This is a genomic window from Psychrobacillus psychrodurans, from assembly GCF_050209195.1.
In the GTDB taxonomy this organism is placed as follows: Bacteria; Bacillota; Bacilli; order Bacillales_A; family Planococcaceae; genus Psychrobacillus; species Psychrobacillus psychrodurans.
Genome location: NZ_CP189791.1, coordinates 695,601 through 721,291 on the forward strand (window position 1 = coordinate 695,601; position 25,691 = coordinate 721,291).

26 protein-coding genes are annotated in these 25,691 nt (G+C 38.5%); all 26 read left to right on the forward strand.

Annotation, left to right across the window (positions count from 1 at the left end):
• The first annotated feature begins 1 nt into the window (after position 1).
• The 26 genes from ACQCPR_RS03430 to ACQCPR_RS03555 all read left to right on the forward strand — a co-directional run bounded on the left by ACQCPR_RS03430 (position 2) and on the right by ACQCPR_RS03555 (position 25,392).
• Positions 2 to 1,279, forward strand: coding sequence for a UDP-N-acetylglucosamine 1-carboxyvinyltransferase (locus ACQCPR_RS03430; protein ID WP_090565659.1), 1,278 nt, complete (start codon positions 2 to 4; stop codon positions 1,277 to 1,279).
• Positions 1,280 to 1,550: 271 nt separating this feature from the next.
• The gene (gene glpX / locus ACQCPR_RS03435) at positions 1,551 to 2,513 is read left to right on the forward strand and encodes a class II fructose-bisphosphatase (protein WP_090565657.1); all 963 of its coding nucleotides are present in this window, start codon (positions 1,551 to 1,553) and stop codon (positions 2,511 to 2,513) included.
• 791 nt (positions 2,514 to 3,304) lie between these two features.
• Positions 3,305 to 4,588, forward strand: coding sequence for a transcription termination factor Rho (rho, locus tag ACQCPR_RS03440; RefSeq protein WP_090565655.1), 1,284 nt, complete (start codon positions 3,305 to 3,307; stop codon positions 4,586 to 4,588).
• A gap of 158 nt (positions 4,589 to 4,746) precedes the next feature.
• Positions 4,747 to 4,965 (forward strand): 50S ribosomal protein L31, encoded by a 219-nt coding sequence (gene rpmE / locus ACQCPR_RS03445; protein ID WP_090565653.1) that lies wholly within the window; start codon positions 4,747 to 4,749, stop codon positions 4,963 to 4,965.
• A gap of 128 nt (positions 4,966 to 5,093) precedes the next feature.
• A complete protein-coding gene (locus tag ACQCPR_RS03450; protein ID WP_241595137.1) occupies positions 5,094 to 5,666 on the forward strand; it encodes a thymidine kinase in 573 nt (190 codons plus the stop codon).
• An 852-nt stretch (positions 5,667 to 6,518) separates the two neighbouring features.
• On the forward strand, positions 6,519 to 7,598 hold the full coding sequence (gene prfA / locus ACQCPR_RS03455; RefSeq protein ID WP_090565648.1) for a peptide chain release factor 1: 1,080 nt from the start codon (positions 6,519 to 6,521) through the stop codon (positions 7,596 to 7,598).
• The gene (prmC, locus tag ACQCPR_RS03460; RefSeq protein ID WP_427138183.1) at positions 7,591 to 8,454 is read left to right on the forward strand and encodes a peptide chain release factor N(5)-glutamine methyltransferase; all 864 of its coding nucleotides are present in this window, start codon (positions 7,591 to 7,593) and stop codon (positions 8,452 to 8,454) included. The genes prfA and prmC overlap by 8 nt, the downstream gene beginning before the upstream one ends.
• A 318-nt stretch (positions 8,455 to 8,772) precedes the next feature.
• Complete coding sequence (locus ACQCPR_RS03465; protein ID WP_241595141.1) at positions 8,773 to 9,303, forward strand: stage II sporulation protein R; 531 nt, start codon at positions 8,773 to 8,775, stop codon at positions 9,301 to 9,303.
• Between the two features lie 68 nt (positions 9,304 to 9,371).
• Positions 9,372 to 10,400, forward strand: a complete 1,029-nt coding sequence (locus ACQCPR_RS03470; protein WP_241595143.1) for an L-threonylcarbamoyladenylate synthase — start codon at positions 9,372 to 9,374, stop codon at positions 10,398 to 10,400.
• 63 nt (positions 10,401 to 10,463) lie between these two features.
• A complete protein-coding gene (locus tag ACQCPR_RS03475; protein WP_241595145.1) occupies positions 10,464 to 10,967 on the forward strand; it encodes a manganese efflux pump in 504 nt (167 codons plus the stop codon).
• A 59-nt stretch (positions 10,968 to 11,026) separates the two neighbouring features.
• Positions 11,027 to 11,473, forward strand: coding sequence for a low molecular weight protein arginine phosphatase (locus tag ACQCPR_RS03480; protein ID WP_090565637.1), 447 nt, complete (start codon positions 11,027 to 11,029; stop codon positions 11,471 to 11,473).
• Positions 11,470 to 12,774, forward strand: a complete 1,305-nt coding sequence (locus ACQCPR_RS03485; protein WP_090565635.1) for a methyl-accepting chemotaxis protein — start codon at positions 11,470 to 11,472, stop codon at positions 12,772 to 12,774. The genes ACQCPR_RS03480 and ACQCPR_RS03485 overlap by 4 nt, the downstream gene beginning before the upstream one ends.
• A 380-nt stretch (positions 12,775 to 13,154) precedes the next feature.
• Positions 13,155 to 13,595 carry a ribose 5-phosphate isomerase B gene (gene rpiB, locus ACQCPR_RS03490; protein WP_090565634.1) on the forward strand — a complete coding sequence of 147 codons (441 nt, stop codon included), beginning with the start codon at positions 13,155 to 13,157 and terminating at the stop codon, positions 13,593 to 13,595.
• A gap of 15 nt (positions 13,596 to 13,610) precedes the next feature.
• Positions 13,611 to 14,156 carry a TIGR01440 family protein gene (locus tag ACQCPR_RS03495; RefSeq protein ID WP_241595147.1) on the forward strand — a complete coding sequence of 182 codons (546 nt, stop codon included), beginning with the start codon at positions 13,611 to 13,613 and terminating at the stop codon, positions 14,154 to 14,156.
• Entirely contained in the window at positions 14,153 to 15,412 is a 1,260-nt protein-coding gene (glyA, locus tag ACQCPR_RS03500; protein ID WP_245402334.1) for a serine hydroxymethyltransferase, read from the forward strand. Before ACQCPR_RS03495 ends, glyA begins: the two co-directional genes overlap by 4 nt.
• Before the next feature lie 1,492 nt (positions 15,413 to 16,904).
• Positions 16,905 to 17,534: a uracil phosphoribosyltransferase gene (gene upp, locus ACQCPR_RS03505; protein WP_090565628.1), complete on the forward strand. Its 630-nt coding sequence runs from the start codon at positions 16,905 to 16,907 to the stop codon at positions 17,532 to 17,534.
• Between the two features lie 449 nt (positions 17,535 to 17,983).
• Positions 17,984 to 18,358, forward strand: coding sequence for an ATP synthase subunit I (locus ACQCPR_RS03510; RefSeq protein ID WP_427138184.1), 375 nt, complete (start codon positions 17,984 to 17,986; stop codon positions 18,356 to 18,358).
• Positions 18,359 to 18,384: 26 nt separating this feature from the next.
• Complete coding sequence (atpB, locus tag ACQCPR_RS03515) at positions 18,385 to 19,101, forward strand: F0F1 ATP synthase subunit A (protein WP_427138185.1); 717 nt, start codon at positions 18,385 to 18,387, stop codon at positions 19,099 to 19,101.
• Between the two features lie 63 nt (positions 19,102 to 19,164).
• Entirely contained in the window at positions 19,165 to 19,389 is a 225-nt protein-coding gene (gene atpE / locus ACQCPR_RS03520; protein WP_090565623.1) for a F0F1 ATP synthase subunit C, read from the forward strand.
• Between the two features lie 143 nt (positions 19,390 to 19,532).
• The gene (atpF, locus tag ACQCPR_RS03525) at positions 19,533 to 20,057 is read left to right on the forward strand and encodes a F0F1 ATP synthase subunit B (RefSeq protein WP_090565621.1); all 525 of its coding nucleotides are present in this window, start codon (positions 19,533 to 19,535) and stop codon (positions 20,055 to 20,057) included.
• On the forward strand, positions 20,054 to 20,590 hold the full coding sequence (locus ACQCPR_RS03530; protein ID WP_427138186.1) for a F0F1 ATP synthase subunit delta: 537 nt from the start codon (positions 20,054 to 20,056) through the stop codon (positions 20,588 to 20,590). Before atpF ends, ACQCPR_RS03530 begins: the two co-directional genes overlap by 4 nt.
• A gap of 27 nt (positions 20,591 to 20,617) precedes the next feature.
• Positions 20,618 to 22,126, forward strand: coding sequence for a F0F1 ATP synthase subunit alpha (gene atpA / locus ACQCPR_RS03535; protein ID WP_093493838.1), 1,509 nt, complete (start codon positions 20,618 to 20,620; stop codon positions 22,124 to 22,126).
• Positions 22,127 to 22,170: 44 nt separating this feature from the next.
• The gene (locus ACQCPR_RS03540) at positions 22,171 to 23,031 is read left to right on the forward strand and encodes a F0F1 ATP synthase subunit gamma (protein WP_090565615.1); all 861 of its coding nucleotides are present in this window, start codon (positions 22,171 to 22,173) and stop codon (positions 23,029 to 23,031) included.
• Between the two features lie 34 nt (positions 23,032 to 23,065).
• Positions 23,066 to 24,481, forward strand: coding sequence for a F0F1 ATP synthase subunit beta (atpD, locus tag ACQCPR_RS03545; RefSeq protein ID WP_427138187.1), 1,416 nt, complete (start codon positions 23,066 to 23,068; stop codon positions 24,479 to 24,481).
• 24 nt (positions 24,482 to 24,505) lie between these two features.
• Positions 24,506 to 24,910 (forward strand): F0F1 ATP synthase subunit epsilon, encoded by a 405-nt coding sequence (locus ACQCPR_RS03550; protein WP_093493840.1) that lies wholly within the window; start codon positions 24,506 to 24,508, stop codon positions 24,908 to 24,910.
• Between the two features lie 245 nt (positions 24,911 to 25,155).
• A complete protein-coding gene (locus ACQCPR_RS03555; protein ID WP_427138188.1) occupies positions 25,156 to 25,392 on the forward strand; it encodes a DUF1146 family protein in 237 nt (78 codons plus the stop codon).
• Positions 25,393 to 25,691: the final 299 nt, after the last annotated feature.

The window sequence follows — 25,691 nt, forward strand, 5'->3', positions numbered from 1 at the left end:
TATGGAAGTTTATAAAATAAAAGGGGGACAACGCCTTCAAGGAACCATTAAAGTAAGTGGTGCAAAAAATAGTGCAGTAGCACTTATACCTGCTTCTTTATTGGCAAATTCCCCTGTAACTATTGAAGGTTTACCAGAAATTTTAGACGTTTGGACGTTAAAAGAAATTTTAGAAGAAGTAGGAGCTAAAGTAACATTTGAGAATGGAACAATGACGATTGATCCGACAAATGTGGAGGATATGCCTCTTCCGAATGGTAACATTAAGAAACTTCGTGCGTCTTACTATTTGATGGGTGCCATGCTTGGAAGATTCAACAAAGCAGCAATAGGGTTACCTGGCGGTTGTCACCTAGGACCAAGACCTATAGATCAACATATTAAAGGCTTCGAAGCATTGGGCGCATCGGTGTCAAATGAACATGGAGCTATTTATCTACGTGCGCAAAATTTAGTTGGCGCAAAAATCTATTTAGATGTTGTAAGTGTAGGTGCTACCATTAATATTATGCTGGCAGCTGTTAAAGCAAAAGGTCGTACGATTATTGAAAATGCAGCAAAAGAACCAGAAATTATTGATGTAGCAACTTTACTATCTAATATGGGTGCGAATATCAAGGGTGCTGGGACTAATGTTATCCGGATTGACGGTGTAGAAGAATTACATGGTACAAAGCACACGATTATTCCCGATCGTATTGAAGCCGGCACATTTATGATAATGGCAGCAGTCGCTGGAGACGGCGTGACCATTGACAATGTGATTCCTTTTCACGTGGAGGCGTTAACTGCCAAGCTTCGCGAAATGGGTGTGAAGGTGGAAGAATACGAAGAAAAGATTGTAATCCCAAAAGTGGAAGAAATGTTACCTGTCGACGTAAAAACATTGGTATATCCAGGTTTCCCGACTGATTTACAACAACCCTTTTCTGTATTGATGACCCAAGCAACAGGTACTTCTGTAATCACAGATACTATTTATTCTGCTCGATTTAAACAAATCGATGAACTGCGTCGGATGAATGCTAATGGTCGTGTGGATGGAAGAACAGCAATCATTACAGGCCCAGTAAGCTTAGAAGCTGCTACCGTTCGTGCAAGTGATCTTCGTGCTGGCGCAGCGCTTGTTCTTGCGGGGTTAATCGCCGATGGGGAAACTGAAATTCAAGATATTTTTCATATAGAACGTGGGTATAGCTCATTAGTCGATAAGCTTCAAGGACTAGGTGCAGATATTAGACGGGTAGAAATAAAAGAAATTGAAGTAAATACCGATTAATATTCTATCGATAATTTGATTCACATATATAGGATGCACTAAATAGTTACACATATATTTGCTTGTGACTTTTTAATTAGCCGTAATTGTTGTGTATGCTGGAACGAAAAAGCAATTGTCAATGTCGAAGGTTAGATTTCTTGTATTCGTGTGATATAGATGCATTTTATTGATAATTGTCACTTATTAAATTTGACAAATATGCTACAATGGTACAGGAAGAAATACAGTTCGGAATTCGGATATCGCAAAACTGGAGGCTTATATTATTATGGAACGTAGTTTATCAATGGAATTGGTTCGAGTAACAGAAGCAGCAGCAATCGCATCTGCACGTTGGATGGGTAGAGGGTTAAAAAATGAAGCGGATGATGCAGCAACAACTGCAATGCGTACAGTTTTTGACACAATTCCCATGGAAGGCGTAGTTGTAATCGGAGAAGGAGAGATGGACGAAGCGCCGATGTTATATATCGGTGAAAAACTTGGTCTTGGAAGTGATGGTCCTCATGTAGACATCGCAGTTGATCCTTTAGAAGGTACAAATATCGTAGCGTCAGGCGGTTGGAATGCACTTGCGGTACTTGCAGTTGCCGATCGTGGAAACTTACTTCATGCTCCAGATATGTATATGGATAAACTTGCTGTAGGGCCTGAATCTGTAGGTTTAGTTGATATTAACGCATCAGTTTTAGATAATCTAAAAGCAGTTGCTCGTGCAAAAAATAAAAACATTGAAGATGTTGTGGCTACTATTCTAGGCCGTCCTCGTCACCAAAAAATCATTGATGAAATTAGAGCAGCTGGAGCACGTATAAAGCTAATTACAGATGGTGATGTTGCCGGGGCTATTAATACAGCATTCGATGATACAGGTGTAGATATTTTATTCGGAATGGGTGGGGCTCCAGAGGGAGTTATATCTGCTGTCGGATTAAAATGTTTAGGTGGAGAAATTCAAGGGAAACTTGTACCACAAGACGAGGCAGAGCTAGCGCGTTGCATCAAGATGGGTCTTGACGTAAATAAAGTTTTACGTATGGAAGACTTAGTTAAAGGTGATGACGCCATTTTTGCGGCAACAGGTGTTACCGATGGAGAACTTCTTCGTGGAGTACAATTCAAAGGTGCCTTCAGTTCAACACATTCTATCGTTATGCGTGCTAAATCAGGTACAGTTCGATTTGTTGAAGGTCGTCACAGCTTAAATAAAAAACCAAATTTAGTTCTATAAGAAAAGCGTCAGATGCCGCTCAGCAGTGAAAAACACTGGAAGACTTTAAGAAAAGACGCCCTAGGTCTTTTCTTAAAGTCTGGAGCTTGGTAGCGAGTAAGCGTAAGCGCCTACATAGGAGTACAGACTAAGTTCGCAACATCGTGTCGCGCCGAACGTTTGAAGCACATCCTGTGACCACTCGAAAAGCGCTAGAAGTATTCAATAAAGGTGTTCTTTTCCTTTGTACGCAAGACTGAAGCTGGACAGATAATTATTAATAAGTATATACTGTCTAAATATGTAAAATAAGAATCTTTCCTTATGTTTTACCCTGTGACCAATCCAAGGACGTCGGGTAACCTCTTATAAAACTTCTTTCTTCAACATCTCAATTATTAGAAAACGAGTCAATTTCATAATTACTTAATTCAATTAAAAAACACTAGTATTTACGTGATAATATAATTGTTTTTTCGTTTTTATAAAATTCGATTTTGTTGATTGGAGCTTAAGATAGCTTCTCCAGTGAGTACAGGAGGAACTGAAAGCCCAGCAGGAACGTTTAAGAGAAACAAAAGGCAAAGTATGTCACGTGTGGAGACTCCTTTGTAACCAACATCCTGTTGGTCCGAGGTGATTGAAGCCGTGCCCACGGAAAAGCCGTCTGCCTGTTTCTGCAATGATACACTAGCTTCGAAACATGAAAGTGCGTTGAAGCGGGGATCAACCTTATTCGAATTTCATAATTTACAATACTATTATCAAATTGAGTTAAACAATAAAATATAATAAAGAGTGGTGCATTCCATATGACACAAACAACAATTAATGAGTTAGAAAACATGACTCTGAAAGAACTATATGCACTTGCGCGAAAATTTAAAGTAGCCGCATATAGTAAACTTTCAAAAAAAGAACTTATTTTTGCAATTCTAAAGTCTCGTGCTGAACAAGAAGGATTTTTCTTCATGGAAGGCGTACTAGAGATTATTCAACAAGAGGGTTTCGGTTTCTTACGTCCGATTAACTATTCACCTAGTTCAGAAGACATCTATATCTCTGCTTCTCAAATTAGAAGATTTGATCTGCGAAACGGGGATAAAGTAACGGGTAAAGTGCGACCGCCAAAAGAAAGTGAACGCTATTATGGACTGCTGCATGTAGAATTAGTAAACGGGGAAGATCCAGAGGTAGCGAAGGAAAGAGTACATTTTCCAGGGTTAACACCTTTATATCCAGATCGTCATATCGTATTGGAAACAGTTCCTGATAAACTATCGACTCGCATCATGGATCTGGTAGCTCCTGTTGGTTATGGGCAACGTGGATTGATTGTGGCACCACCGAAAGCTGGTAAAACATTACTTATTAAGGAAATTGCCAACGCAATTACAACGAATCATCCAAATGCAGAGCTAATTGTTTTATTAATAGATGAGCGTCCAGAAGAAGTAACTGATATTGAGCGTTCCGTTAAAGCTGATGTAGTAAGCTCTACATTCGATGAAGTTCCAGAAAATCACGTAAAAGTGGCAGAGCTCGTACTTGAAAGAGCAATGCGACTAGTTGAACATAAACGCGATGTGATTATTTTGATGGACTCCATCACACGTTTAGCTCGTGCGTACAACTTAGTTATTCCGCCAAGTGGTCGTACACTGTCAGGTGGTATTGATCCAGCAGCATTCCATCGTCCAAAAAGATTCTTTGGAGCAGCACGCAATATTGAAGAAGGTGGAAGCTTAACAATTCTTGCTACTGCATTAGTTGATACTGGATCTCGTATGGACGAAGTTATTTATGAGGAATTTAAAGGGACGGGTAACTTAGAACTTCATTTAGATAGAAGCCTTGCAGAACGTCGTATTTTCCCAGCAATCGATATTCGTCGATCCGGAACAAGAAAAGAAGAGTTACTAATTCCCAAAGAACAACTGGACAAACTTTGGGCAATTCGTAAGACATTCTCCGATTCATCTGACTTCGCAGAACGTTTCTTAAGAAAACTTCGCCAATCAAAAACAAACGAAGGATTTTTTGAACAATTAGCTGTAGAAATGAAAGCACATCGCAGTGGAAAAGTAACACTCTAAACTAAACAATTGCATTTAATATCCAAAGATGATATTATATTTATCGTAACATCACAATTTTCTGCTACATATGCGATTGACATCAATCGGATCGTGTAAGGTATCAGTATCATAACCAACTCTGTTCCAGATGGTTCAGGGCGAGAGGAGAGATAGAGATGAAAGCAGGAATTCATCCCGATTACAAAGAAGCAACAGTATCATGTTCATGTGGTAACACATTCACAACTGGTTCTGTAAAAAATGACATTAAAGTCGAGTTCTGTAACGAATGTCACCCATTCTACACTGGGCGTCAAAAATTCGCAGCAGCTGATGGCCGTGTGGATCGCTTCAACAAAAAATACGGCATTAAAGAAGAAAACCAAGAAAACTAATACCGAAATACCTGTAGGGCTTCATGCTTTACAGGTATTTTTGTTTTAAGGCTAATATGATTTCCGATAACAGTAAGTGTATGTTATAAATGAATAGAAGAAATACATAGTACACAAGGAGATAAATCATGGCGCAATTATTTTATAAACATGGAGCAATGAATAGTGGTAAATCAATCGAAATTTTAAAAGTTGCTCATAATTACGAGGAACAAAACAAGCCTGTTTTAATATTCACACCAGGAATAGATACTCGTGACGAAGTCGGTCATGTGTCTAGTAGAATTGGATTGAAAAGGAAAGCAACAGCTATTTATGATGAAACGAACCTACTTGAATTAGTTCAGGCAGAATCCACAAAGCCATACTGCGTTTTAATTGACGAGGTGCAGTTTTTAACAAAGGAACATGTTCTACAACTAACCAAAATAGTCGATGAATTAGACATTCCGGTAATGGGCTTCGGACTGAAAAATGACTTCCAAAATGAACTTTTCGAAGGTAGCCGTTACATGCTTATTTACGCAGACAAAATTGAAGAAATGAAAACTATATGCTGGTTCTGTCACAAAAAAGCAATCATGAACCTACGGGTAGACGACCACGGCAAACCAGTTTACACTGGCGAACAAATCCATATAGGCGGCAACGACTCCTACTATCCGGTATGCAGAAAATGTCACGGTAATCCACCACTTTAAGATACGGTAAATCCACTTCACTTTTTTCTGTGAAGTGGATTTTTAAAAGAATGTATGAATTCTTAAAGATTTAAATAATACTACTGATTTCCGTTTCAGTCGGTTACAAAGGAACGAAGGCTAAGAGCGCCACCTCTCAAAAGGAAGGCAATCTAAGTTCGCTGCGTCCTGCAGCAACGATTGCTAACCCACATCCTGTGGGCCACAACGCCTTCGTGACCAACTTCCTGTTGGCCTCCGCGGGGGGAGCGATGAGTTATCACCGTCGCTTTGCGTCGTTGTGATCTCTCATCTGTCTCACTCATCCCGCTGGAGTCGCCGCCGTCCACTACAATCAAGATAATGCGTAGTACTATACTCGAAGATATAGCATAGCTTATCGCTTTGATAAGAAGAGCAATTAAAGTTAATCTAGTGATAAAACCGTCTGTCCGATTAGGTATACTATTTTATTATGGAAGAAGCAAGTAGATTATCTTTTAACAGAGTTCATTTCATTATTACTTATTTTAAGATAAAACTTGTATATTTAGGTGGTTTTATATCCAATTATCTGATTAAAGTGGACCTAGGGGATTGGAGCGCAGGGCGGCGACTCTAGTGGGAATAGCGCGATCTGAAGACCCTGGACTGAGCGAAGCGGCTGAAGCCGTGCCCACGGAAAGCTTCTACCCTTTGCTACAATCAACGGCATATCTACGTTTCTGTTTTTAGAGGATTAAGTGTCTTTTTTGCCCAGTTTTCCTTAAAAATAGGAAGACTTCCAACCAACCTTTACAGAAAAAGTAGCGAGAAAGTTACTTTTTCTTTATAATAGGAATGATATAGACTTAAACGAACGAGGTGAGCTCGATGTTTGATCGATTACAATCGGTAGAAGATCGTTACAATAATTTAAATGAATTGCTTAGTGATCCAGAAGTGGTCAATGATCTTAATAAGCTAAGAGAATATTCAAAAGAACAATCGGATTTGCAAGACACTGTAGATGCATATCGTGAATACAAAGAAGTTAAAAGCCAATATAAAGACTCGAAGCAAATGCTTGAGGAAAAGCTAGATGCAGATATGCGAGATATGGTAAAAGAAGAAGTGGGTGAATTAGAAGACCAAATCGAAGTATTGGAAGAGCGACTAAGACTGTTGTTGATTCCAAAGGATCCAAATGATGATAAAAACGTTATTATGGAGATTCGAGGGGCTGCTGGTGGAGATGAAGCTGCGTTATTTGCAGGGAATTTGTTCCGCATGTATAGCAGATATGCAGAAACTCAGGGTTGGAAAATAGATATTATGGAATCTAATCCAACTGGTCTTGGCGGTTTCAAAGAGATCATTTTTATGATTAATGGAAAAAATGCGTTCTCAAAAATGAAATATGAAAATGGTGCACACCGAGTACAACGTGTGCCAGAAACAGAATCTGGCGGTCGTATTCATACTTCTACAGCTACTGTTGCAGTACTACCTGAAGCAGAGGAAGTAGACGTGGATATTCATGAGAAGGACGTTCGTGTAGATACATTCGCTTCATCAGGTGCTGGGGGACAATCAGTAAATACAACAATGTCTGCGGTTCGTATGACGCATTTACCTACAGGAATTACCGTTTCCATGCAAGATGAAAAATCGCAGATCAAAAATAGAGAAAAAGCAATGAAAATTCTGCGTGCCCGCGTAGCGGATAAATTCCGTCAAGAAGCGCAAGCGGAATATGATGCAGTACGTAAATCAGCAGTAGGAACTGGTGACCGTTCTGAACGTATTCGTACGTATAACTATCCACAAAATCGTGTAACGGATCACCGCATAGGATTGACCTTGCAAAAACTCGATCAGGTCCTAGAAGGTAAGATGGATGAAGTGATCGATGCATTAATAATGGAAGATCAAGCAGAGAAATTAGAGAGAATGAACGATACAAATGTGTAAAACAAATTTTGAGGCCCTAACACGGGCTTCTTCTTTTTTAGAGGAAAATAAACGTGAAAAAGAAGTTGCTCGCTACTTATTGCAGCATGTCTTGCAGAAGAACTACTCCGAGTTAATGATGACTATATACGATGAAATAACTCCAGAAGCCTATCAAACCTTCTGGGCTTATATAGAAGAACACGCAACTGGTCGTCCCTTCCAATATATCACTGGACAAGAGACTTTTTATGGTCGTGATTTTCTAGTTAATGAGCATGTGTTGATTCCAAGACCAGAGACAGAAGAACTGATTGAAGAAGTCAAAAAAAGAGTCGCTAGGTTATTTGAGGAACATAAAACATTAAAAATTGCTGATATTGGAACTGGCAGTGGTACTATAGCTTTAACAGTCAAGAAGGAAATTTCAAGTGCTGAGGTGACTGCAACAGACATTTCCACTGAAGCTTTGGTCGTTGCTAAAAAGAATGCTGAACGCCTAAAGGCGAAAGTAGAATTTAAGCAAGGGGATTTAATAGCACCTATAGCAGATCAAAAATGGGATATTATACTATCTAACCCTCCATATATCGGATCACATGAAGCTGAAAGCTTGTCGGACACTGTGATAGATTATGAACCACATCTTGCTCTATTTGCTGCAGAGGATGGTCTACAGTTATATAGAAAAATGACAGAAAAGCTTCCTGAAATAATGAATGCTCCAAGTTTCATAGGTTTTGAAATTGGCTATGCCCAAGGTCCAGCTGTCCAAAAAATGCTTCAAAATGCCTTCCCGTTATCAGATGTGGAAATCGTACAGGATATTAATCAAAAAAATCGCTTTGTTTTTTGTACAATAAAGTCAAACTCATAATTAAAGCGAACATTTATTAATTTTGCCCTCAATGGTCCCATTGTTGATTGGAACGCAAGGTGACGACTCTAGCGGGAACAGCAAATGTTTTTTTGCATCGATAGCGAAGCGATAGGTGCACGAATTAAAAGCCCAGCAGGAAGGTGTCCGCCTGTTCCACATTGTTAAACTTGGTTCAAAACATGAAAGTTCGTTGGAGTGAGAATCAACTTTTTTTGGGATTTCGGTAATTAGTAATAATTAATTTTTAAGATTTCACTCAATCACTGAATAAAATATGAATCTACTGGTAACAATGTTCCTAAGGGGGAATGTTATATGTTACCAGATTACGAGATTAAAAAAGCACCGAGCATTGGAAAACAAATAGATGCAGTGATTTTCTTCGTATGGATGCTATTACTAATTCAATTCTGTTTGTTTTTACTATTTCAACAAGGAGAAGAAGTAGAAGGTATTCGTTTCCGACTAATAGCTAATAGCAATACAATCGAAGACCAACAAGTGAAAAATGACGTGAAACACCACATAGAACCAATTTTATTAAACTATGAAAATAATCCACAAAAAACGTATAACGACTTAGAGCAAGCTATTGAGAAACTATCAAGTTCTTTAAACACTAATATTACAATTACTAAAGGACTGGCAAGTTTTCCGCCGAAAGTTTGGAACGAAGGAATCTCTTCCCAAGTGATGACAGAATCGATTGTTATATCTATTGGTAATGCAAGAGGGGATAATTGGTGGTGCGCACTTTTTCCAAAGGTATGCTATAAAGAAGAAGTGAAAGAGGAAAAACCTAAATTCTGGGTATGGGAATGGTTAAAAAAGAAGTTTTCCACATAGTTACTAACAATTTTCTGAAAGTTATCAACATTTTGTGGATAAGTGCAGAGGGAAGGAGCAAAACTAACATGAAAACTACAATTACAATTGTGGATAATCTATCAACAAATAAGTCGAGTTATACACAGGCTGTGGATTTATTAACAAAAGGGGAAGTAGTAGCTTTTCCAACTGAAACTGTATATGGATTGGGTGCGATTGCCACAAGCGAAGAAGCTGTAGCTAAAATATTTGAAGCTAAAGGCAGACCACAAGATAATCCACTCATCGTCCACATTGGTTCCAAAGAGGAGATAAGTGCATTTACTCACGATATACCAAAACTTGCAGAAGTATGTATGGATATGTTTTGGCCAGGTCCATTAACACTGATCCTGCCACTGAAACCAGATACTTTGGCGAAAAATGTGACAGCTGGTCTACAAACAGTAGGAGTTAGAATGCCAGAACATAGTGTAGCTCTAGAGTTATTGAGACAATTAAAGCAACCTGTTGCTGCTCCTAGTGCTAATAAAAGTGGAAAACCAAGTCCCACAAAAGCGGAGCATGTATTCCATGATTTAGCTGGAAAGATACCCCTTATTTTAGACGGTGGAACAACAGGCATAGGATTAGAATCTACTGTAATAGATTTTGTGAGTGAAACACCTACAATTCTTCGTCCAGGTGGAGTGACGAAAGAAATGTTAGAAAAAGTGATTGGGCAAGTTAGTGTAGCAAAATCAACAGATCATGAGGACGCACCTCGGGCGCCAGGTATGAAATATGCACATTATGCACCTGATTCTCCGGTCTATTTAATAGAAAATTCTATAACGAAAGTCCAACAAGCAGTAAAAAAAATACATAGTGAACAGAAAAAAATAGCGATAATCGCTAGTGATTTATTTAGTCAGATAAAAGGAGACTACTTCTTTTCATTAGGTAAAGAAAATCAACTGGGTGATGCAGGACACTTACTGTATCAGGCTTTAAGAAATTGTGATGAAACAGATGTCGATATTATTCTAGTGCCAGTTCTCTCTAAAGAAGGAGTCGGAATGGCAATTATGAATCGTCTAGAAAAAGCAGCAAATGGTAAATGGTTTCATATCTAATATCGTATTCTCGCTCGTCTACTTGCATACATTTAAATATGCAAATAGACGGGGGAGATTTTTTTGTGGCGTGAAATTTTAGCAGGCGCCTTAATGTCTGTAGACGTACTTATTTTATTTTCATTGGTCGTATATCGTAAGCAAATTTTTACACTGGCTGCATGGGTGGCATCATTACATATGCTTTTTCCGTTAATCGGATATTATGCAGGTGTGGTCGTTCAGAACTATTTGGCGTATGCAAGTCCTTACTTATCGGGTATCCTTTTGTCGCTAGTAGGATTACAAATGATTTTAGCTCAATCTCCAAAACAGGTACCACTTCTGTCTCCTTACTTACTTGCGGTATTTGCGAGTTTAGATACCTTTTCAGTAAGTGTTTCGTTTGGTATGCTTAAATTAGAAAAGTTTGTATTTATATTAAGTGCCGGATTTTTTTCCTATATTGCCGTATTTATAGCGCAAAAGGTTATATTTAAACATACATTTATGAACCGAGCGCTTATTTTAAGACTTGCAGGAGTGCTTATTTTGTTGATGGGTATTATCACGTTACGAAATATTTAACAATTTTTAAAACAATTATAGGACTAATTAATATATACTAGAGATGAGGAAATAGATCTATGAATATTCTGTTTGTTTGTACAGGTAACACATGTCGGAGTCCAATTGCCGAGGCGTTATTAAAGTCTCGAAACATCGATGGTATGGGGGTTCGCTCTGCTGGCATCTATGCTACGCAAGGCGCACATATATCTCGGAACAGCCAATTAGTATTAGAAAAGGAAATGATTCCATTTACGCATACTTCATCTGCGGTAGATGAGACGCTAGTAGACTGGGCAGATCTTATCCTAACAATGACTGCCTCTCACAAACACGCAATTATTTTAGGTTTCCCTCATGCAATTTCAAAAGTGTATATGTACAAAGAGTTTGTAACCCCTGATGATGTCAAGGATGTATCAGATCCATATGGGGGAGATTTGTTTACATATGAAAATACTTTGCGAGAACTACAAGTATTAACAGATGAACTAGTGAAAAAACTACAGGGGGAAATGGGATGAACGAAAAAAAGAAAAAGCACAGTTTTGGTCTTCAAAAGAAGATTGTGCTATTTGTAGCTATTTTGGCATTAATTACGTATACAACAAGTGCTTTATTTATCCGCTTTATACAACCGTTATTGTTTGATGGAGCAACAAATTCTTGGGGATTTGAAATTGCGACATATGCACTTGGAATTTTATGGTCTGGTATTCTAGCTTATTTCTTCAGTGGTCTTCTTATCAAGCCTTTATTCAACTTAGAAAAAGTCGCAATATTAGCCTCAGAAGGAAAAATTGGTGTTGATGTCGAGGTACCGAAATCGAAAGATGAGATACAGTCGGTAGCTATCGCATTTCAGTCTATGTTAGTGAATTTAAGAGAAATGGTGCAAAGTATTGAAGATAACTTTGACAAAACAAATAAAACAGTACAACAGCTTTCAGTAGAATCATCCGCGGCTTCAGAGCAAGCAGAAGCAATCGCACATACGATAGCCCAAATTTCAGAAGGCGCTGAGCAGTCGGCAGTAGCAGTTCAAGAAACAGCTGAATCAGTAGAAGACGTACGAGTATTAGCTTCAGAGGTAAATCTTCGTGCAGAAAAATCTTCTGAACAATCTAAAGAAATGATAACAGGTTTATCTCAAACTACGGATGTTATTCAATCGTTAGTAAACGGGATTCAAAAAATTGCTTCTGGTAATGAGGCTGCCCTTGGAAATGTTCATCAATTAGAAGAGAATGCAGGGAAAGTAGAAAGTATTATACAGTTGGTTGGAGATATTGCGGCACAAACGAATTTGCTTGCACTAAATGCATCTATTGAAGCAGCACGTGCTGGAGAACACGGTAAAGGATTTGCTGTCGTTGCTGAGGAAGTTCGTAAATTAGCGGATGAAAGTGCTAAAGCAGTACAAGGTATTTCTGAATTGATATTAGCAATACAAACAGATGTACAAACAGTCGTTCATCAGATGACGGACCAAGTAAGCTTTGCTGTTGGGGAAGCTAAACGTGTTTCCGAAACAAATGAAGCAATTGAAGGAATGTCTGCAAAGATTCATGAGATGGCGGAATCGGTGGTTGAAATTTCCTCTCTAGTGGAAAAACAATTAACAAATATAGAAAGTACGGCGCGCCAGTCACAAGAAGTAGCAGCTATTGCCCAAGAAACATCCGCAGGAGCAGAAGAGGTTCGCAGTGCTACGGATGAACAAGCTCGTTCCATTGAGCAAATTGAATCCGTATCATTCGGATTAAAGCAACAATCGGAAGAGTTATTTAAAGTAATATCTCAATTTGATCGGAAAACAAACTAATTCTGAATGGAATTTAAAGTTAGAAATGAAACACGAACTTAATTAGGTTAAAACAATATAATGTTCGGTTTTTAATGATTATTGTTTGTTCTTTTAAATTTTTTCATTAAAACTTTCGTAAACTAGTCAAATTTAACGAAAATAATGCAACTCACTTTGTGTGAGTTGTGTTTTTTTATATAGAAAAATGGTATGATGTTAAGGAGTAATAAAGTGAAACTTCCAACAGTGGATTTTTCTTCATCTTCCATTGATGGTTAGTTAAATCAATCTGGATTTACAGGCTGTTTATCCTTCACCTGTTTCTTTTAATTTTCTTTTGAAAAATTGTGGGGATTCTACAGACTGTTAAACCGGGATAACAGAAAAGAGGGAACGAGTTGAAAATTGCAATTTCTTCCGATCATGGCGGAAATAATCTTCGTCAGGAAATTATGCAGCTTCTTGAAGAATTAGGATTATCATATGAAGATTTTGGACCAAAAAGTAATGATTCTGTTGATTTTCCAGACTTTGCAATGCCAGTAGCAGAAGGTGTGGCAAATGGTAGTTTCGATCGTGGTATTTTAATCTGTGGTACTGGTATAGGAATGTCTATTGCTGCAAATAAGGTAAAAGGTATCCGTTGTGCATTAGTTCATGATGTATTTTCTGCAAAGGCTACTAGAAATCATAACGATTCTAACATTATTGCAATGGGTGAGCGTGTTATTGGAGCAGGGCTTGCAAGAGAAATAGTTTCAACTTGGCTTGCGCAGGATTTTGAAGGTGGACGTCATTTACGTCGAGTAGAAAAAATTACAGAAATAGAAAACGCATAGAAGAAGGGGTTCCTTATGGAAGCAAAAAGTTTGTGGGTAGAACAAATCGAACAGCTTCTTTTAGAAGTGGAGCAGCAAATAGTGTTTCATGAAAATGATTTGTTTGTAGTTGGATGTTCGACTTCAGAAATTATTGGTGAAAAAATTGGAACTGCGGGCGGTTTAGAAGTTGCCGAGGTTTTATTCACCCCTTTACAAGCATTTGCAAACCGCAACAATATCCATTTGGCTTTTCAAGGATGCGAACATATTAATCGCGCCATAACAATGGAAAGAAAAACTCAATTACTATATAGATTACCAGAAGTATCAGTTATTCCAGTAGTTCGTGCAGGTGGCTCTATGTCTGCATTTGCATACACACATTTTAATGACCCTGTTGTAGTCGAGCATGTAAGTGCACATGCAGGCATTGATATAGGACAAACCTTGATTGGTATGCAGCTTCAGCCAGTAGCTGTACCAATTCGCTTGTCCATAAAAAAAATTGGGGAAGCAATCGTATCGATTGCGAAAACACGTCCTAAGCTAATTGGCGGAGAGCGTGCATTTTACGGATGAATTTGGAGGAGGAACGAATAGTGGAGAAAATTTTATCACAAGATCCAGCAGTATATGAGGCAATGTTAGCAGAGAAAAAGCGTCAACAATCGAATATTGAGTTAATCGCATCAGAAAACTTCGTATCAGAGGCTGTAATGGAAGCTCAAGGCTCTGTACTGACCAATAAATATGCAGAAGGTTACCCTGGTAAACGTTACTATGGTGGCTGTGAGCATGTCGATGTAGTAGAAAATATTGCGCGCGATCGATTGAAAGAAATTTTCGGTGCTGAACACGCCAATGTGCAACCACATTCAGGTTCTCAAGCTAATATGGCAGTTTACATGACTGCACTACAGCCGGGCGACACAATCCTAGGGATGAATTTGTCTCATGGTGGGCATTTAACACATGGTTCTCCAGTCAATTTTAGTGGTATTCAATATAACTTTATCGAGTACGGTGTTAACAAAGAAACGGAACTAATCGATTACGAAGAAGTTCGTGCTATTGCGTTAGAGCATAAGCCGAAAATGATCGTTGCTGGAGCAAGTGCATATTCTCGTACTATTGACTTCGCAAAATTCCGTGAAATCGCAGATGAAGTTGGTGCCTACCTATTTGTAGATATGGCTCATATCGCAGGTTTAGTAGCTGCTGGTCTTCATCCGAACCCAGTACCACATGCGCATTTCGTAACATCTACAACACATAAAACATTACGTGGACCACGTGGTGGATTGATCTTAACTACAGAAGAGTTCGCGAAGAAAATTGATAAAACGATTTTCCCGGGAATTCAAGGTGGCCCATTAATGCACGTAATTGCAGCTAAAGCTGTGGCGTTTGGTGAAGCTCAAAAACCAGAATTTAAAGATTACCAAGCACAAGTAATTGCTAATGCTAAAGCGTTAGCAGACAGTCTAACTGCAGAAGGAATCCGTATCGTTTCTGGTGGTACAGATAATCATGTTATGTTACTAGACGTATCTGCTCTTGAGTTAACTGGGAAAGTAGCAGAACATGTACTTGACGAGGTTGGTATTACAGTCAATAAAAATACAATTCCATTTGATACAGCAAGTCCGTTCATCACCTCAGGTGTTCGCATCGGTACACCAGCTGTTACATCTCGTGGATTTAAAGAAGCAGAAATGAAAGAAATCGCATCTATCATTGCAAAACTATTAAAAAATACTGAGGATGCAGAAGTCCTAAAAGAAGCAAAAGAAAGAGTTGCCACATTAACAAGCAACTTCCCATTATACGAATAAATAAATAGTATTAAAGCCGGCTACTTCACTACAGTAGCTGGCTTTTTTTGTGTACTGATATTGCTGGTAAACGTTATGAAGGATCTAGGGGAGAACCACCTGAACAATCAGGTAAGTCACCAGAATACCTGAAGAAACCGCGTAATCGACAATTTATTCATTTTTTTCCTAATTTCCTTACTAATTATAGAAAGTCTGAATCTATAAGGAGAGATTATATAGCAACATGATCATTTACTTGCGGTGCCGTGTTGTTTACTTGAGCTGATTAGGAGTTTACTTGCTCTCCTCTATCTGGTACTTGCTTTCCTCATTCAAATACTTGCTCTCGAAGAGGTTTTACTTGCGAAACGGAAACTTATTACAAAAGTAACTCCATTCTCTATGCTATTTAATCATTCCGTCAATAAATTTACGGCAGCACACAACCGATTAGGAAGTGTCAAGCGGATATTTTATTGCAACAGAACCATTTACTTGCGGTGCCGTGTTGTTTACTTGCGCTGATTAGGAGTTTACTTGCCCTCCTCTAGCTGGTACTAGCTTTCCTTATTCAAATACTTGCTCTCGAAGAGGTTTTACTTGCGAAACGGAAATTTATTACAAAAGTAACTCTACTCTCTATGCTATTTAATCCTTCCGTCAATAGATTTGCGTCAGCACAAACCGATTAGGAAGTGCAAAAAGGATATTTTACTGAAACAGAAACATTTACTTGCGCTGATTAGGAGTTTACTTGCCCTCCCCTATCAGATACTTGCTCTCCTTATTCAAATACTTGCTCTCGAAGAGGTATTACTTGCGAAGTGGGGATTTATTACAAAAATAATTCTATTCTCTATGCTATTTAATCATTCCGACCCTAGATTTGCGGCAGCACACAAAAGGTGGTGCCAATAGGATATTTTATTGCAAAAAAATCATTTACTTGCGATGTCGTGTTGTTTACTTGTTCTCATTAGGAGTTTACTTGCCCTCCCCTATCAGATACTTGCTTTCCTTATTCAAATACTTGCTCTCGAAGAGGTATTACTTGCGAAACGGAAATTTATTACAAAAGTAACTCTATTCTCTGAGCTCTTTAATTCTAACGTGACTAGATTTTTGACAGCGGATACCCCATCAGGAAGTGTTAATAAGAAGAAATTTTACTTCGAGATAATAATTTATTGTCGTGCTGTGTTGTTTACTTGCTCTCAATAGAAATATACTTGAGAACCTTTTCTAATCCACCATTATCCTCTATGCTACAAAAAAATACTCATCTTTATAAATAGTTATTTCCATTAGAAGATAGGCACTAGGATTTGAGCAGCGCATAGTCATGAATAAAATATTACTAAGACCTTTAACTTACTCTCAATGGTGGTTTACAAACGTCTAGACTTGGAGAAAATAGACGCAATATTAAAAACGTGGGATTACTGTTTGTATCTCACGTTTTTTGGTATAATTAATAGAATTTAAATAAAACAGAAGGAGATGCTGCTGTATGCCAAAAGTATTTGTATTTGATCACCCTCTTATCCAACACAAACTTACATATATTCGCGATGTAAAAACAGGTACAAAAGAGTTTCGTGAATTAGTGGATGAGGTTGCTACACTCATGGCGTTTGAAATTACGCGAGAAATGCCATTGGAGGAAACAGAAGTAGAAACTCCAGTTCAACTTACAAAATCTAAAGTGCTTGCAGGGAAAAAATTAGGGATAGTTCCTATATTACGTGCTGGAATAGGGATGGTCGATGGAATTCTTAAGTTAATTCCTGCTGCAAAAGTAGGGCATATTGGTCTTTACCGCGATCCGGAAACACTAAAACCGGTGGAATATTACGTGAAGCTTCCTGCAGATGTAGCAGAACGTGATTTCATTTTAGTTGATCCTATGCTTGCTACAGGAGGTTCAGCAATAGAAGCGGTTAACTCTCTTAAGACACGTGGAGCGACTAGCATCAAGTTTATGTGTTTAATCGCAGCACCTGAAGGGGTGGAAGCTCTTCAAAAAGCACATCCAGACGTAGATATTTATATCGCAGCTCTAGATGAAAAACTAAATGATCACGGTTATATTGTTCCCGGATTAGGGGATGCCGGTGACCGTTTGTTTGGTACAAAATAATATTTTTTCAAAAATTATCCAATTGTAGTGAAATTTTTAAATTTGTCAATAAAATGTCGGGAAGATTTACTATTCTAAGTTTTTCTCACTAAGCAATTGACATCATTTTGCCCCTATTGTATGCTTACAAAGGATAATCATGATAGGGGTTTCATGCTTGAAACACTCGTCAGATTAACTTTCTACTAGATTCACAGTTTTTACTTAATAAGGAAAAACTGTGAGGATTCTTTTTACGTCGTACTTAGACGTCCTATTTAAAGGGAAAGCATTGTATTCTGCGATTCTCTCACAGCTTATCGGTTCTAACTCATTCACTGAGATGTGAATGAAAGGGATAATAGAACCACTCCAGTAATACTAGTAATATGTTTTCTTGTAAACTTTACAGTTGCAAGTTAACAGTAGTTGCTACCATTCGAAAATATGATTCAGGAGATTAAAGATCAATGCTAGAAATGCAAAGTATATTTACGAAGCAAAAGAAGTATATGTTCTTTTCGCTTGCAGTTTGTGCGCTAGGTTGGGGTTTAACACCTTATTCGACAATTTTTGCAGGCTTGGCACTTGGTTCTTTATTTGGTTTGTATAATTTCTGGATTCTAGTCCGTAGAATGGAGAAATTTGATCGTGTGCTTGAAAGTGGAAAAGGACGAGCAGGTTTAGGTACAACATTACGATTCGCTTCGGGTGTTGCCGCTGTAGCAATTGCACTTGCCCTTCCAGAGTATTTCCATCTCATCAGTACAGTTATCGGATTAATGATTCCCTATGTTTTACTTGTTGTAGAACGTATTATGTTTCTTGTAAAAAATCAGCAATGAGAATGTGAAAGAGAGGTGAATTAATCGTGGAACATGCAAATCCCACATTTGAGTTTCTAGGGATGACAGGGAACTGGTCCAACATTTTAATGTTAGCAGTGACTTCACTGATAGTATTTTTGATCGCCTTTTTATCAACTAGAAACTTAAAGATGAAGCCCACTGGTATGCAAAACTTCATGGAGTGGATAATGGACTTCGTGAAAGGGATCATTAAAAGTAACTTTGACTGGCAAACTGGCGGACGTTTCCATGTTCTTGGAATAACGTTTCTTATGTTTATCGCAGTAGCGAACGTATTAGGGCTTCCATTCTCCATTTCATATGATGGAGTTCTATGGTGGAAATCCCCAACGGCAGATCCAACAGTTACGATGACGCTAGCAGTAATGGTTATCATTTTAACGCACTATTATGGAATAAAGATGAAAGGTATGAAGGGCTACGCAGTAGATACATACTTAAAGCCAATGCCGTTTTTATTCCCATTAAAAATTATCGAGGAATTCGCAAATACGTTGACACTCGGTCTTCGTCTTTACGGTAATATCTATGCAGGTGAAGTTCTTTTAGGGCTAATCGCAGGTTTAGCAACAGGCTATGGTGCTTTCGGTTTTGTTGGGGCAATTATCCCAGCAATGGCATGGCAAGGTTTCTCACTATTTATAGGCGGAATCCAAGCATTCATTTTCGTTATGTTAACAATGGTTTATATGTCACATAAAGTGTCAGCAGACCATTAATATAACTGTTTAGATTCTTAAGCAGAAAAAATAAAAACAACATTCCAAGGAGGAAATTACACAATGGTAGGTTCAGTTGGTCTTTTAGCAGCAGCTATAGCAGTAGGTTTAGGAGCACTTGGTGCAGGTATTGGTAACGGTTTAATCGTTTCAAAAACAGTAGAAGGTATCGCTCGTCAACCAGAAGCACGTGGAGCTTTACAAACAGTTATGTTCATCGGGGTAGCATTAGTTGAGGCGATTCCAATTATCGGAGTAGTTATCGCGTTCATCGTATTAAACAAATAATAAGTACAAGCAAGTCTTAATGGCGGGTCCTAATCCGCCATTCTCTTTATGAGTAACAAAACATATGAACTAGAAAACAATGATCACTATTTAAATAATAGAAGCAATATCTCTTATTAGCGTTTGAAAGGAGTGAAACAATCGTGTCTTTTGATTACCTTGTACTTGGTGCTAGTGGCCATGATGGATTGAATACTTGGGATATTTTAGCAACATTATTCTTCTTCATCTTACTTATGGCTCTATTAAAGAAAGTAGCTTGGGGTCCACTTATGGGGATTATGACTCAACGTGAAGAGTTAATCGCAAGTGAAATCGCAGCAGCTGAAAATAGTCGCCAAGAATCACAGCGTTTACTGGAAGAACAACGTGACTTACTTAAAGAAGCACGTACGGAAGCTTTAGCGATTGTAGAAAATGCGAAAAAGCAAGGCGATGCATCTCGTGAGGAAATTATCACAACTGCTCGTACTGAAGCTATCCGTTTGAAAGAATCTGCTATCCGTGAAATTGATACAGAAAAAGAAAGAGCGATTGCAGCAGTACGTGAAGAAGTCGTTTCACTTTCAGTACTTGCAGCGTCGAAAGTTCTTGAAAAAGAAGTTTCGGAAGAAGATAATCGTGCGCTAATCGAGGCAACGATTGCGAAGGCAGGCGAGGTTAATTGAGTAATTCAACTGTAGCTAAGCGTTATGCAATCTCTTTGTTCGAGTTAGCAACAAAAAAGAATGAAGTACAAGCAGTCGAAAATGATTTACGTGAACTTAAAGTTGTTTGGAATGGTAACAAAGATGTGAAAACTTTATTCACTTCTCCAAAGTTATCTCTAGACAAGAAAAAAGAGTTGGTACGTCAAATTTTTGCTAATGCGAAACCTATTGTTATCAATACACTTTTAGTGCTAATTGATAAGAAGAGATTAGCAGAAGTATCCGACATTATTTCTGAATTTATGATTCTTTCGAATGAAGCACAAGGTATTGCTGAAGCGAAAGTATATACTACACGTGCACTTACAGAAGAAGAACGTGCAAACGTATCATCTGCATTTGCTAAAAACGTAGGTAAACAATCTTTAAATATTCAAAACATTGTAGATCCATCAATTATAGGTGGAATGCGTGTTCAAATCGGAAACCGCATTTACGATAGCACTCTAAGTACTAAATTAGATCGCTTAAAACGTAACTTGATCGGTTAATATTATGAATTATGAGAGGTGACATACATGAGCATCAAAGCTGAAGAAATCAGTGTCTTGATTAAGCAGCAGATTGAGAATTACGAATCTGAGATGAAAGTTAGCGACGTTGGTACGGTAATCACGATTGGTGACGGTATCGCGCGTGCTCATGGCCTCGACAATGTCATGGCTGGAGAGCTTTTAGAATTCTCAACTGGTGTTTTAGGTATGGCGCAAAACTTGGAAGCCAACAACGTTGGTATCGTTATCCTTGGACCATACTCGGACATCAAAGAAGGCGATGAAGTACGTCGAACAGGCCGTATTATGGAAGTTCCAGTTGGTAAAGAATTGATTGGCCGCGTTGTCAATCCACTTGGCCAACCAGTTGACGGACTAGGTCCTATAGCAACTACAAAATCTCGTCCAATCGAAAGTCCTGCACAAGGGGTTATGGCACGTAAATCTGTACATGAGCCACTTCAAACAGGTATTAAAGCGATTGATGCACTTGTACCAATCGGACGTGGCCAACGTGAGTTAATCATCGGTGACCGTCAAACTGGTAAAACATCAGTTGCAATCGATACTATTCTTAACCAAGCAGACCAAGATATGATTTGTATCTACGTTGCTATTGGTCAAAAAGAATCGACTGTACGTAATGTAGTAGAAACACTTCGTAAAAAAGGTGCTTTAGATTACACAATCGTTGTAACTGCATCTGCATCACAACCAGCTCCATTACTTTACCTAGCTCCTTACGCTGGTGTAACAATGGCAGAAGAATTTATGTTCGATGGTAAGCATGTATTGATCGTTTATGATGATTTATCTAAACAAGCAGCTGCATACCGTGAACTTTCATTACTTCTACGCCGTCCTCCAGGCCGTGAAGCATATCCAGGGGATGTATTCTACTTACACAGCCGTTTACTTGAGCGCGCTGCGAAGTTAAATGAAACACTTGGTGCAGGTTCAATCACTGCATTACCATTCGTTGAAACGCAAGCTGGAGATATCTCTGCTTACATTCCAACAAACGTAATTTCAATTACAGATGGTCAAATCTTCTTACAATCTGATTTATTCTTCTCGGGTGTACGTCCAGCGATCAATGCCGGATTATCCGTATCTCGTGTAGGTGGATCAGCACAAATTAAAGCAATGAAAAAAGTTGCGGGTACACTACGTCTTGACTTAGCTGCATACCGTGAGCTTGAAGCATTCTCTCAATTTGGATCAGATCTTGACGCTGCAACACAAGCTAAACTTAACCGTGGTGTGCGTACAGTAGAAGTATTAAAACAAGACTTGAACAGCCCGATTAAAGTGGAAAAACAAGTAATGATTTTATATGCTCTAACACGTGGCCATTTAGACGATATTCCAGTGAAAGATATTACTCGTTTTGAAGCAGAACTTGGAAGCTGGTTAGATTCAAACCACACAAATGTTTTAGATCATATTCGCACGACTAAAGACCTTCCTTCAGATGAAGATTTGAGCAATGCAATTTCTGCATTCAAAAAAACTTTCGCTATATCTGAATAATTCCTTTGTCTAAGTGAAAAAAACAATAAGGTGGTGAAATACCAGTGGCATCATTACGCGACATTAAAAGTAAAATTACGTCAACAAAGAAAACAAGTCAGATAACAAAAGCTATGCAAATGGTTTCTGCTTCTAAATTGAACCGTGCGGAGGAAAATGCGAAAGCATATGTTCCCTACATGTCTAAAATTCAAGAAGTAGTTGGTGCAATTGCATCAGGTACTAGTGATAGTGGACATCCAATGTTAACTTCTCGTCCTGTTAAAAAGACTGCATATCTTGTCATCACAGCTGATCGTGGTTTGGCTGGCGCATATAACAGTAATGTTATTCGTGCTGTAGCTAATGCAATAGCTGAAAGACATTCTTCAAAAGAAGAGTATGTAATCTTCGCAATTGGTCGTATGGGACGTGATTTCTTCCTAAAGCGTGGTTCTAACGTAATTGGGGAAGTAGTCGGCTTACCAGACCAACCTGCTTTTGCTGATATCAAAGAAGTTGCGCACAAAGCTGTTGGTATGTTCACGGATGGTACATATGATGAACTTTATATGTACTATAACCACTTTGTCAGTGCTATCTCCAGTGAAGTAACGGAGAAAAAGGTACTGCCACTTACGGATATTGCAGTAGAAACAGGCACAACTGCTTCTTATGAATTTGAGCCTTCACCTGAAGCAATTCTAGAAGTATTACTTCCACAGTATGCGGAAAGCCTGATTTTCGGTGCATTACTCGATGGTAAAGCCAGTGAGCATGCTTCTCGTATGTCTGCGATGAAATCCGCGACAGACAATGCAGCTGATTTGATCAGCAATTTAACATTAGTATACAACCGAGCACGTCAAGCAGCAATTACGCAAGAAATTACGGAAATTGTCGGCGGCGCAGCGGCATTAGAATAGTTTTAGATAGAAAGTAAGACAGGAGGGAACAGTAGTGAACAAAGGACAAGTACTACAAGTAATGGGTCCAGTTGTTGACGTTAAGTTTGACAACGGCCAATTACCAGCTATCTATAATGCACTAACTGTAGCGATTGAACGTCCAAACGAAGCGCCTACAACTTTAACATTAGAAGTAGCGTTACACTTAGGAGATGACTCAGTTCGTACTATTGCAATGTCATCTACGGACGGCCTTAAGCGTGGTACAGAGGTATTTGATGCTGGTACAGCAATTTCTGTTCCAGTTGGTGATGTAACTTTAGGACGTGTTTTCAACGTACTTGGTGAAGTTATTGACTTAGGGGAAGAAGTACCAGTTGGAGAACGTCGTGATCCAATTCACCGTCAAGCTCCAACATTTGAAAACCTATCTACAGAAGTTGAAATTCTTGAAACAGGTATTAAAGTAGTAGATCTATTAGCTCCTTATATTAAAGGTGGTAAAATCGGTCTATTCGGTGGTGCCGGTGTAGGTAAAACAGTTCTTATTCAAGAACTTATTAATAACATTGCTCAAGAGCATGGCGGTATTTCTGTATTCGCTGGTGTTGGAGAGCGTACGCGTGAAGGAAATGACTTATTCCATGAGATGAGTGATTCAGGCGTTATTAAGAAAACAGCAATGGTATTCGGTCAAATGAATGAACCACCTGGCGCACGTATGCGTGTTGCTTTAACTGGTCTTACAATGGCAGAATATTTCCGTGATGAGCAAGGTGCAGACGTACTTCTATTCATCGACAATATCTTCCGTTTCACGCAAGCAGGTTCTGAGGTTTCAGCACTTTTAGGTCGGATGCCTTCAGCTGCTGGTTACCAACCAACACTTGCAACTGAAATGGGTCAATTACAAGAGCGTATCACGTCAACAAACACTGGTTCAGTTACATCTATCCAAGCGATTTATGTACCAGCCGATGACTATACGGATCCAGCTCCAGCAACAACATTCGCTCACTTAGATGCGACTACTAACTTAGAACGTAAATTATCTGAGATGGGTATTTATCCAGCGGTTGATCCTTTAGCTTCTTCTTCACGTGCGCTTTCTCCGGAAATCGTAGGTCAAGAGCATTATGATGTAGCACGTCAAGTGCAATATACATTACAACGCTACAGAGAGCTTCAAGATATTATCGCAATCTTAGGTATGGATGAATTAGGAGATGAAGACAAGCTAGTAGTTAACCGTGCTCGTCGTATTCAGTTCTACCTATCTCAAAACTTCCATGTTGCAGAACAATTTACAGGTCAAAAAGGTTCATACGTTCCAGTTAAAGAAACTGTAGAAGGATTCAAACAAATTCTTGATGGAAAATATGACCATTTACCAGAAGATGCATTCCGTTTAGTTGGACGCATTGAAGAAGTTGTAGAAAAAGCGAAAAGCATGGGCGTAGAAGTATAATAAATCGGACCAGGAGGTAAAAATATGAAGACACTTACAGTCAATATTGTCACTCCCGACGGCCCGGTATACGATTCTGAAGTAGACATGATTATCGCGAAAACAGCATCTGGTGAAATCGGTATTTTACCTGGCCATATTCCAATGGTTGCACCACTTGTAGCAGGTGCAATAAAATTGAAAAAAGAGGCAAAAACAGAGTACGTAGCAGTAAGCAGTGGTTTTGTGGAAGTTCGACCTGAAAAGGTGTCGATCTTAGCAACATCAGCTGAGGTTGCTTCAAGTATCGATTTAGCTCGTGCTAAAGAAGCGATGAAACGTGCTGAAGAACGTCTTCAAGGTAAATCAGACTCGGTTGACTTCAACCGTGCTGAGCTTGCCTTGAAACGTGCGATGAATCGTATCAACGTTCATGAGGGTAATATTTAAGCTTATTTCTTTTTATAGGATAATCTTAATGCCTCTGGCGAAGCGACAGAATTTAAAAGGCAATTTATCGTGTTAGCACGAAAGTGGCTCGATGAAGGTTAATTAGCCTATGGAAGTGTATATGACATAGGCTAATCTCCTTACATAAATCTTAGCTAAATGCCTAGGCGATTTTGATTTAAATGAAGCGGCAGAATAAAATTCTGTCTGCTTTTTTTACTATTGCCTAAAATAGGAGGATTATCATGGGATTATTAAATAGTGAACAAGCATTAATTGCTATACTTGCCAATATCTTTTTTATTGGAATATCTTTCTATGCGTTACAGGCACTAATGATGGACAAAATAATAAAGAAAAATCGTGTATTTCAAGCTCAACTATTTTATATTTTAACTAGTATTATGATTGGCTCAGTAGTTGCAAACTTTTTCTTGGATTTAACGAGCTGGTCAAACCAATTGCCATTCTTATTCGAGTGAAAAGATCCTATATGCTCATGCAAATTATGGAAAAGTTTGTATGAGCATGTAGAATCTTCACATATTTCCTGGGAAATTTTTTATTTAAACAGGTTTACCCGCATATGCTAGGGGTATTTTAAAATTATCTACACGAAAAGACTGGGTAATACGTATAATAGAACAAGAAAAATTATGGAAAAGGTCAAAAATAGTGTTTTAGATGCTTGTATATAGTCGAATTACATTGTATGATGAATATTGTTTTGAATACCTAAAATTGACATCATACATATTCTTTTATATAAAGCAAATGGATA

What these genes read in the sequence shown, in the direction of transcription:
- rho (WP_090565655.1), top strand. Translation starts at nt 3,305, where the DNA reads ATGACACAAACAACAATTAATGAGTTAGAAAACATGACTCTGAAAGAA.
- ACQCPR_RS03465 (WP_241595141.1), top strand. Translation starts at nt 8,773, where the DNA reads ATGTTACCAGATTACGAGATTAAAAAAGCACCGAGCATTGGAAAACAA.
- atpA (WP_093493838.1), top strand. Translation starts at nt 20,618, where the DNA reads ATGAGCATCAAAGCTGAAGAAATCAGTGTCTTGATTAAGCAGCAGATT.
- ACQCPR_RS03450 (WP_241595137.1), top strand. Translation starts at nt 5,094, where the DNA reads ATGGCGCAATTATTTTATAAACATGGAGCAATGAATAGTGGTAAATCA.
- glyA (WP_245402334.1), top strand. Translation starts at nt 14,153, where the DNA reads ATGAATTTGGAGGAGGAACGAATAGTGGAGAAAATTTTATCACAAGAT.
- ACQCPR_RS03480 (WP_090565637.1), top strand. Translation starts at nt 11,027, where the DNA reads ATGAATATTCTGTTTGTTTGTACAGGTAACACATGTCGGAGTCCAATT.
- ACQCPR_RS03470 (WP_241595143.1), top strand. Translation starts at nt 9,372, where the DNA reads ATGAAAACTACAATTACAATTGTGGATAATCTATCAACAAATAAGTCG.
- ACQCPR_RS03485 (WP_090565635.1), top strand. Translation starts at nt 11,470, where the DNA reads ATGAACGAAAAAAAGAAAAAGCACAGTTTTGGTCTTCAAAAGAAGATT.
- rpmE (WP_090565653.1), top strand. Translation starts at nt 4,747, where the DNA reads ATGAAAGCAGGAATTCATCCCGATTACAAAGAAGCAACAGTATCATGT.
- upp (WP_090565628.1), top strand. Translation starts at nt 16,905, where the DNA reads ATGCCAAAAGTATTTGTATTTGATCACCCTCTTATCCAACACAAACTT.
- prfA (WP_090565648.1), top strand. Translation starts at nt 6,519, where the DNA reads ATGTTTGATCGATTACAATCGGTAGAAGATCGTTACAATAATTTAAAT.
- ACQCPR_RS03550 (WP_093493840.1), top strand. Translation starts at nt 24,506, where the DNA reads ATGAAGACACTTACAGTCAATATTGTCACTCCCGACGGCCCGGTATAC.
- ACQCPR_RS03510 (WP_427138184.1), top strand. Translation starts at nt 17,984, where the DNA reads ATGCTAGAAATGCAAAGTATATTTACGAAGCAAAAGAAGTATATGTTC.
- ACQCPR_RS03555 (WP_427138188.1), top strand. Translation starts at nt 25,156, where the DNA reads ATGGGATTATTAAATAGTGAACAAGCATTAATTGCTATACTTGCCAAT.
- ACQCPR_RS03430 (WP_090565659.1), top strand. Translation starts at nt 2, where the DNA reads ATGGAAGTTTATAAAATAAAAGGGGGACAACGCCTTCAAGGAACCATT.
- ACQCPR_RS03495 (WP_241595147.1), top strand. Translation starts at nt 13,611, where the DNA reads ATGGAAGCAAAAAGTTTGTGGGTAGAACAAATCGAACAGCTTCTTTTA.
- prmC (WP_427138183.1), top strand. Translation starts at nt 7,591, where the DNA reads ATGTGTAAAACAAATTTTGAGGCCCTAACACGGGCTTCTTCTTTTTTA.
- atpE (WP_090565623.1), top strand. Translation starts at nt 19,165, where the DNA reads ATGGTAGGTTCAGTTGGTCTTTTAGCAGCAGCTATAGCAGTAGGTTTA.
- glpX (WP_090565657.1), top strand. Translation starts at nt 1,551, where the DNA reads ATGGAACGTAGTTTATCAATGGAATTGGTTCGAGTAACAGAAGCAGCA.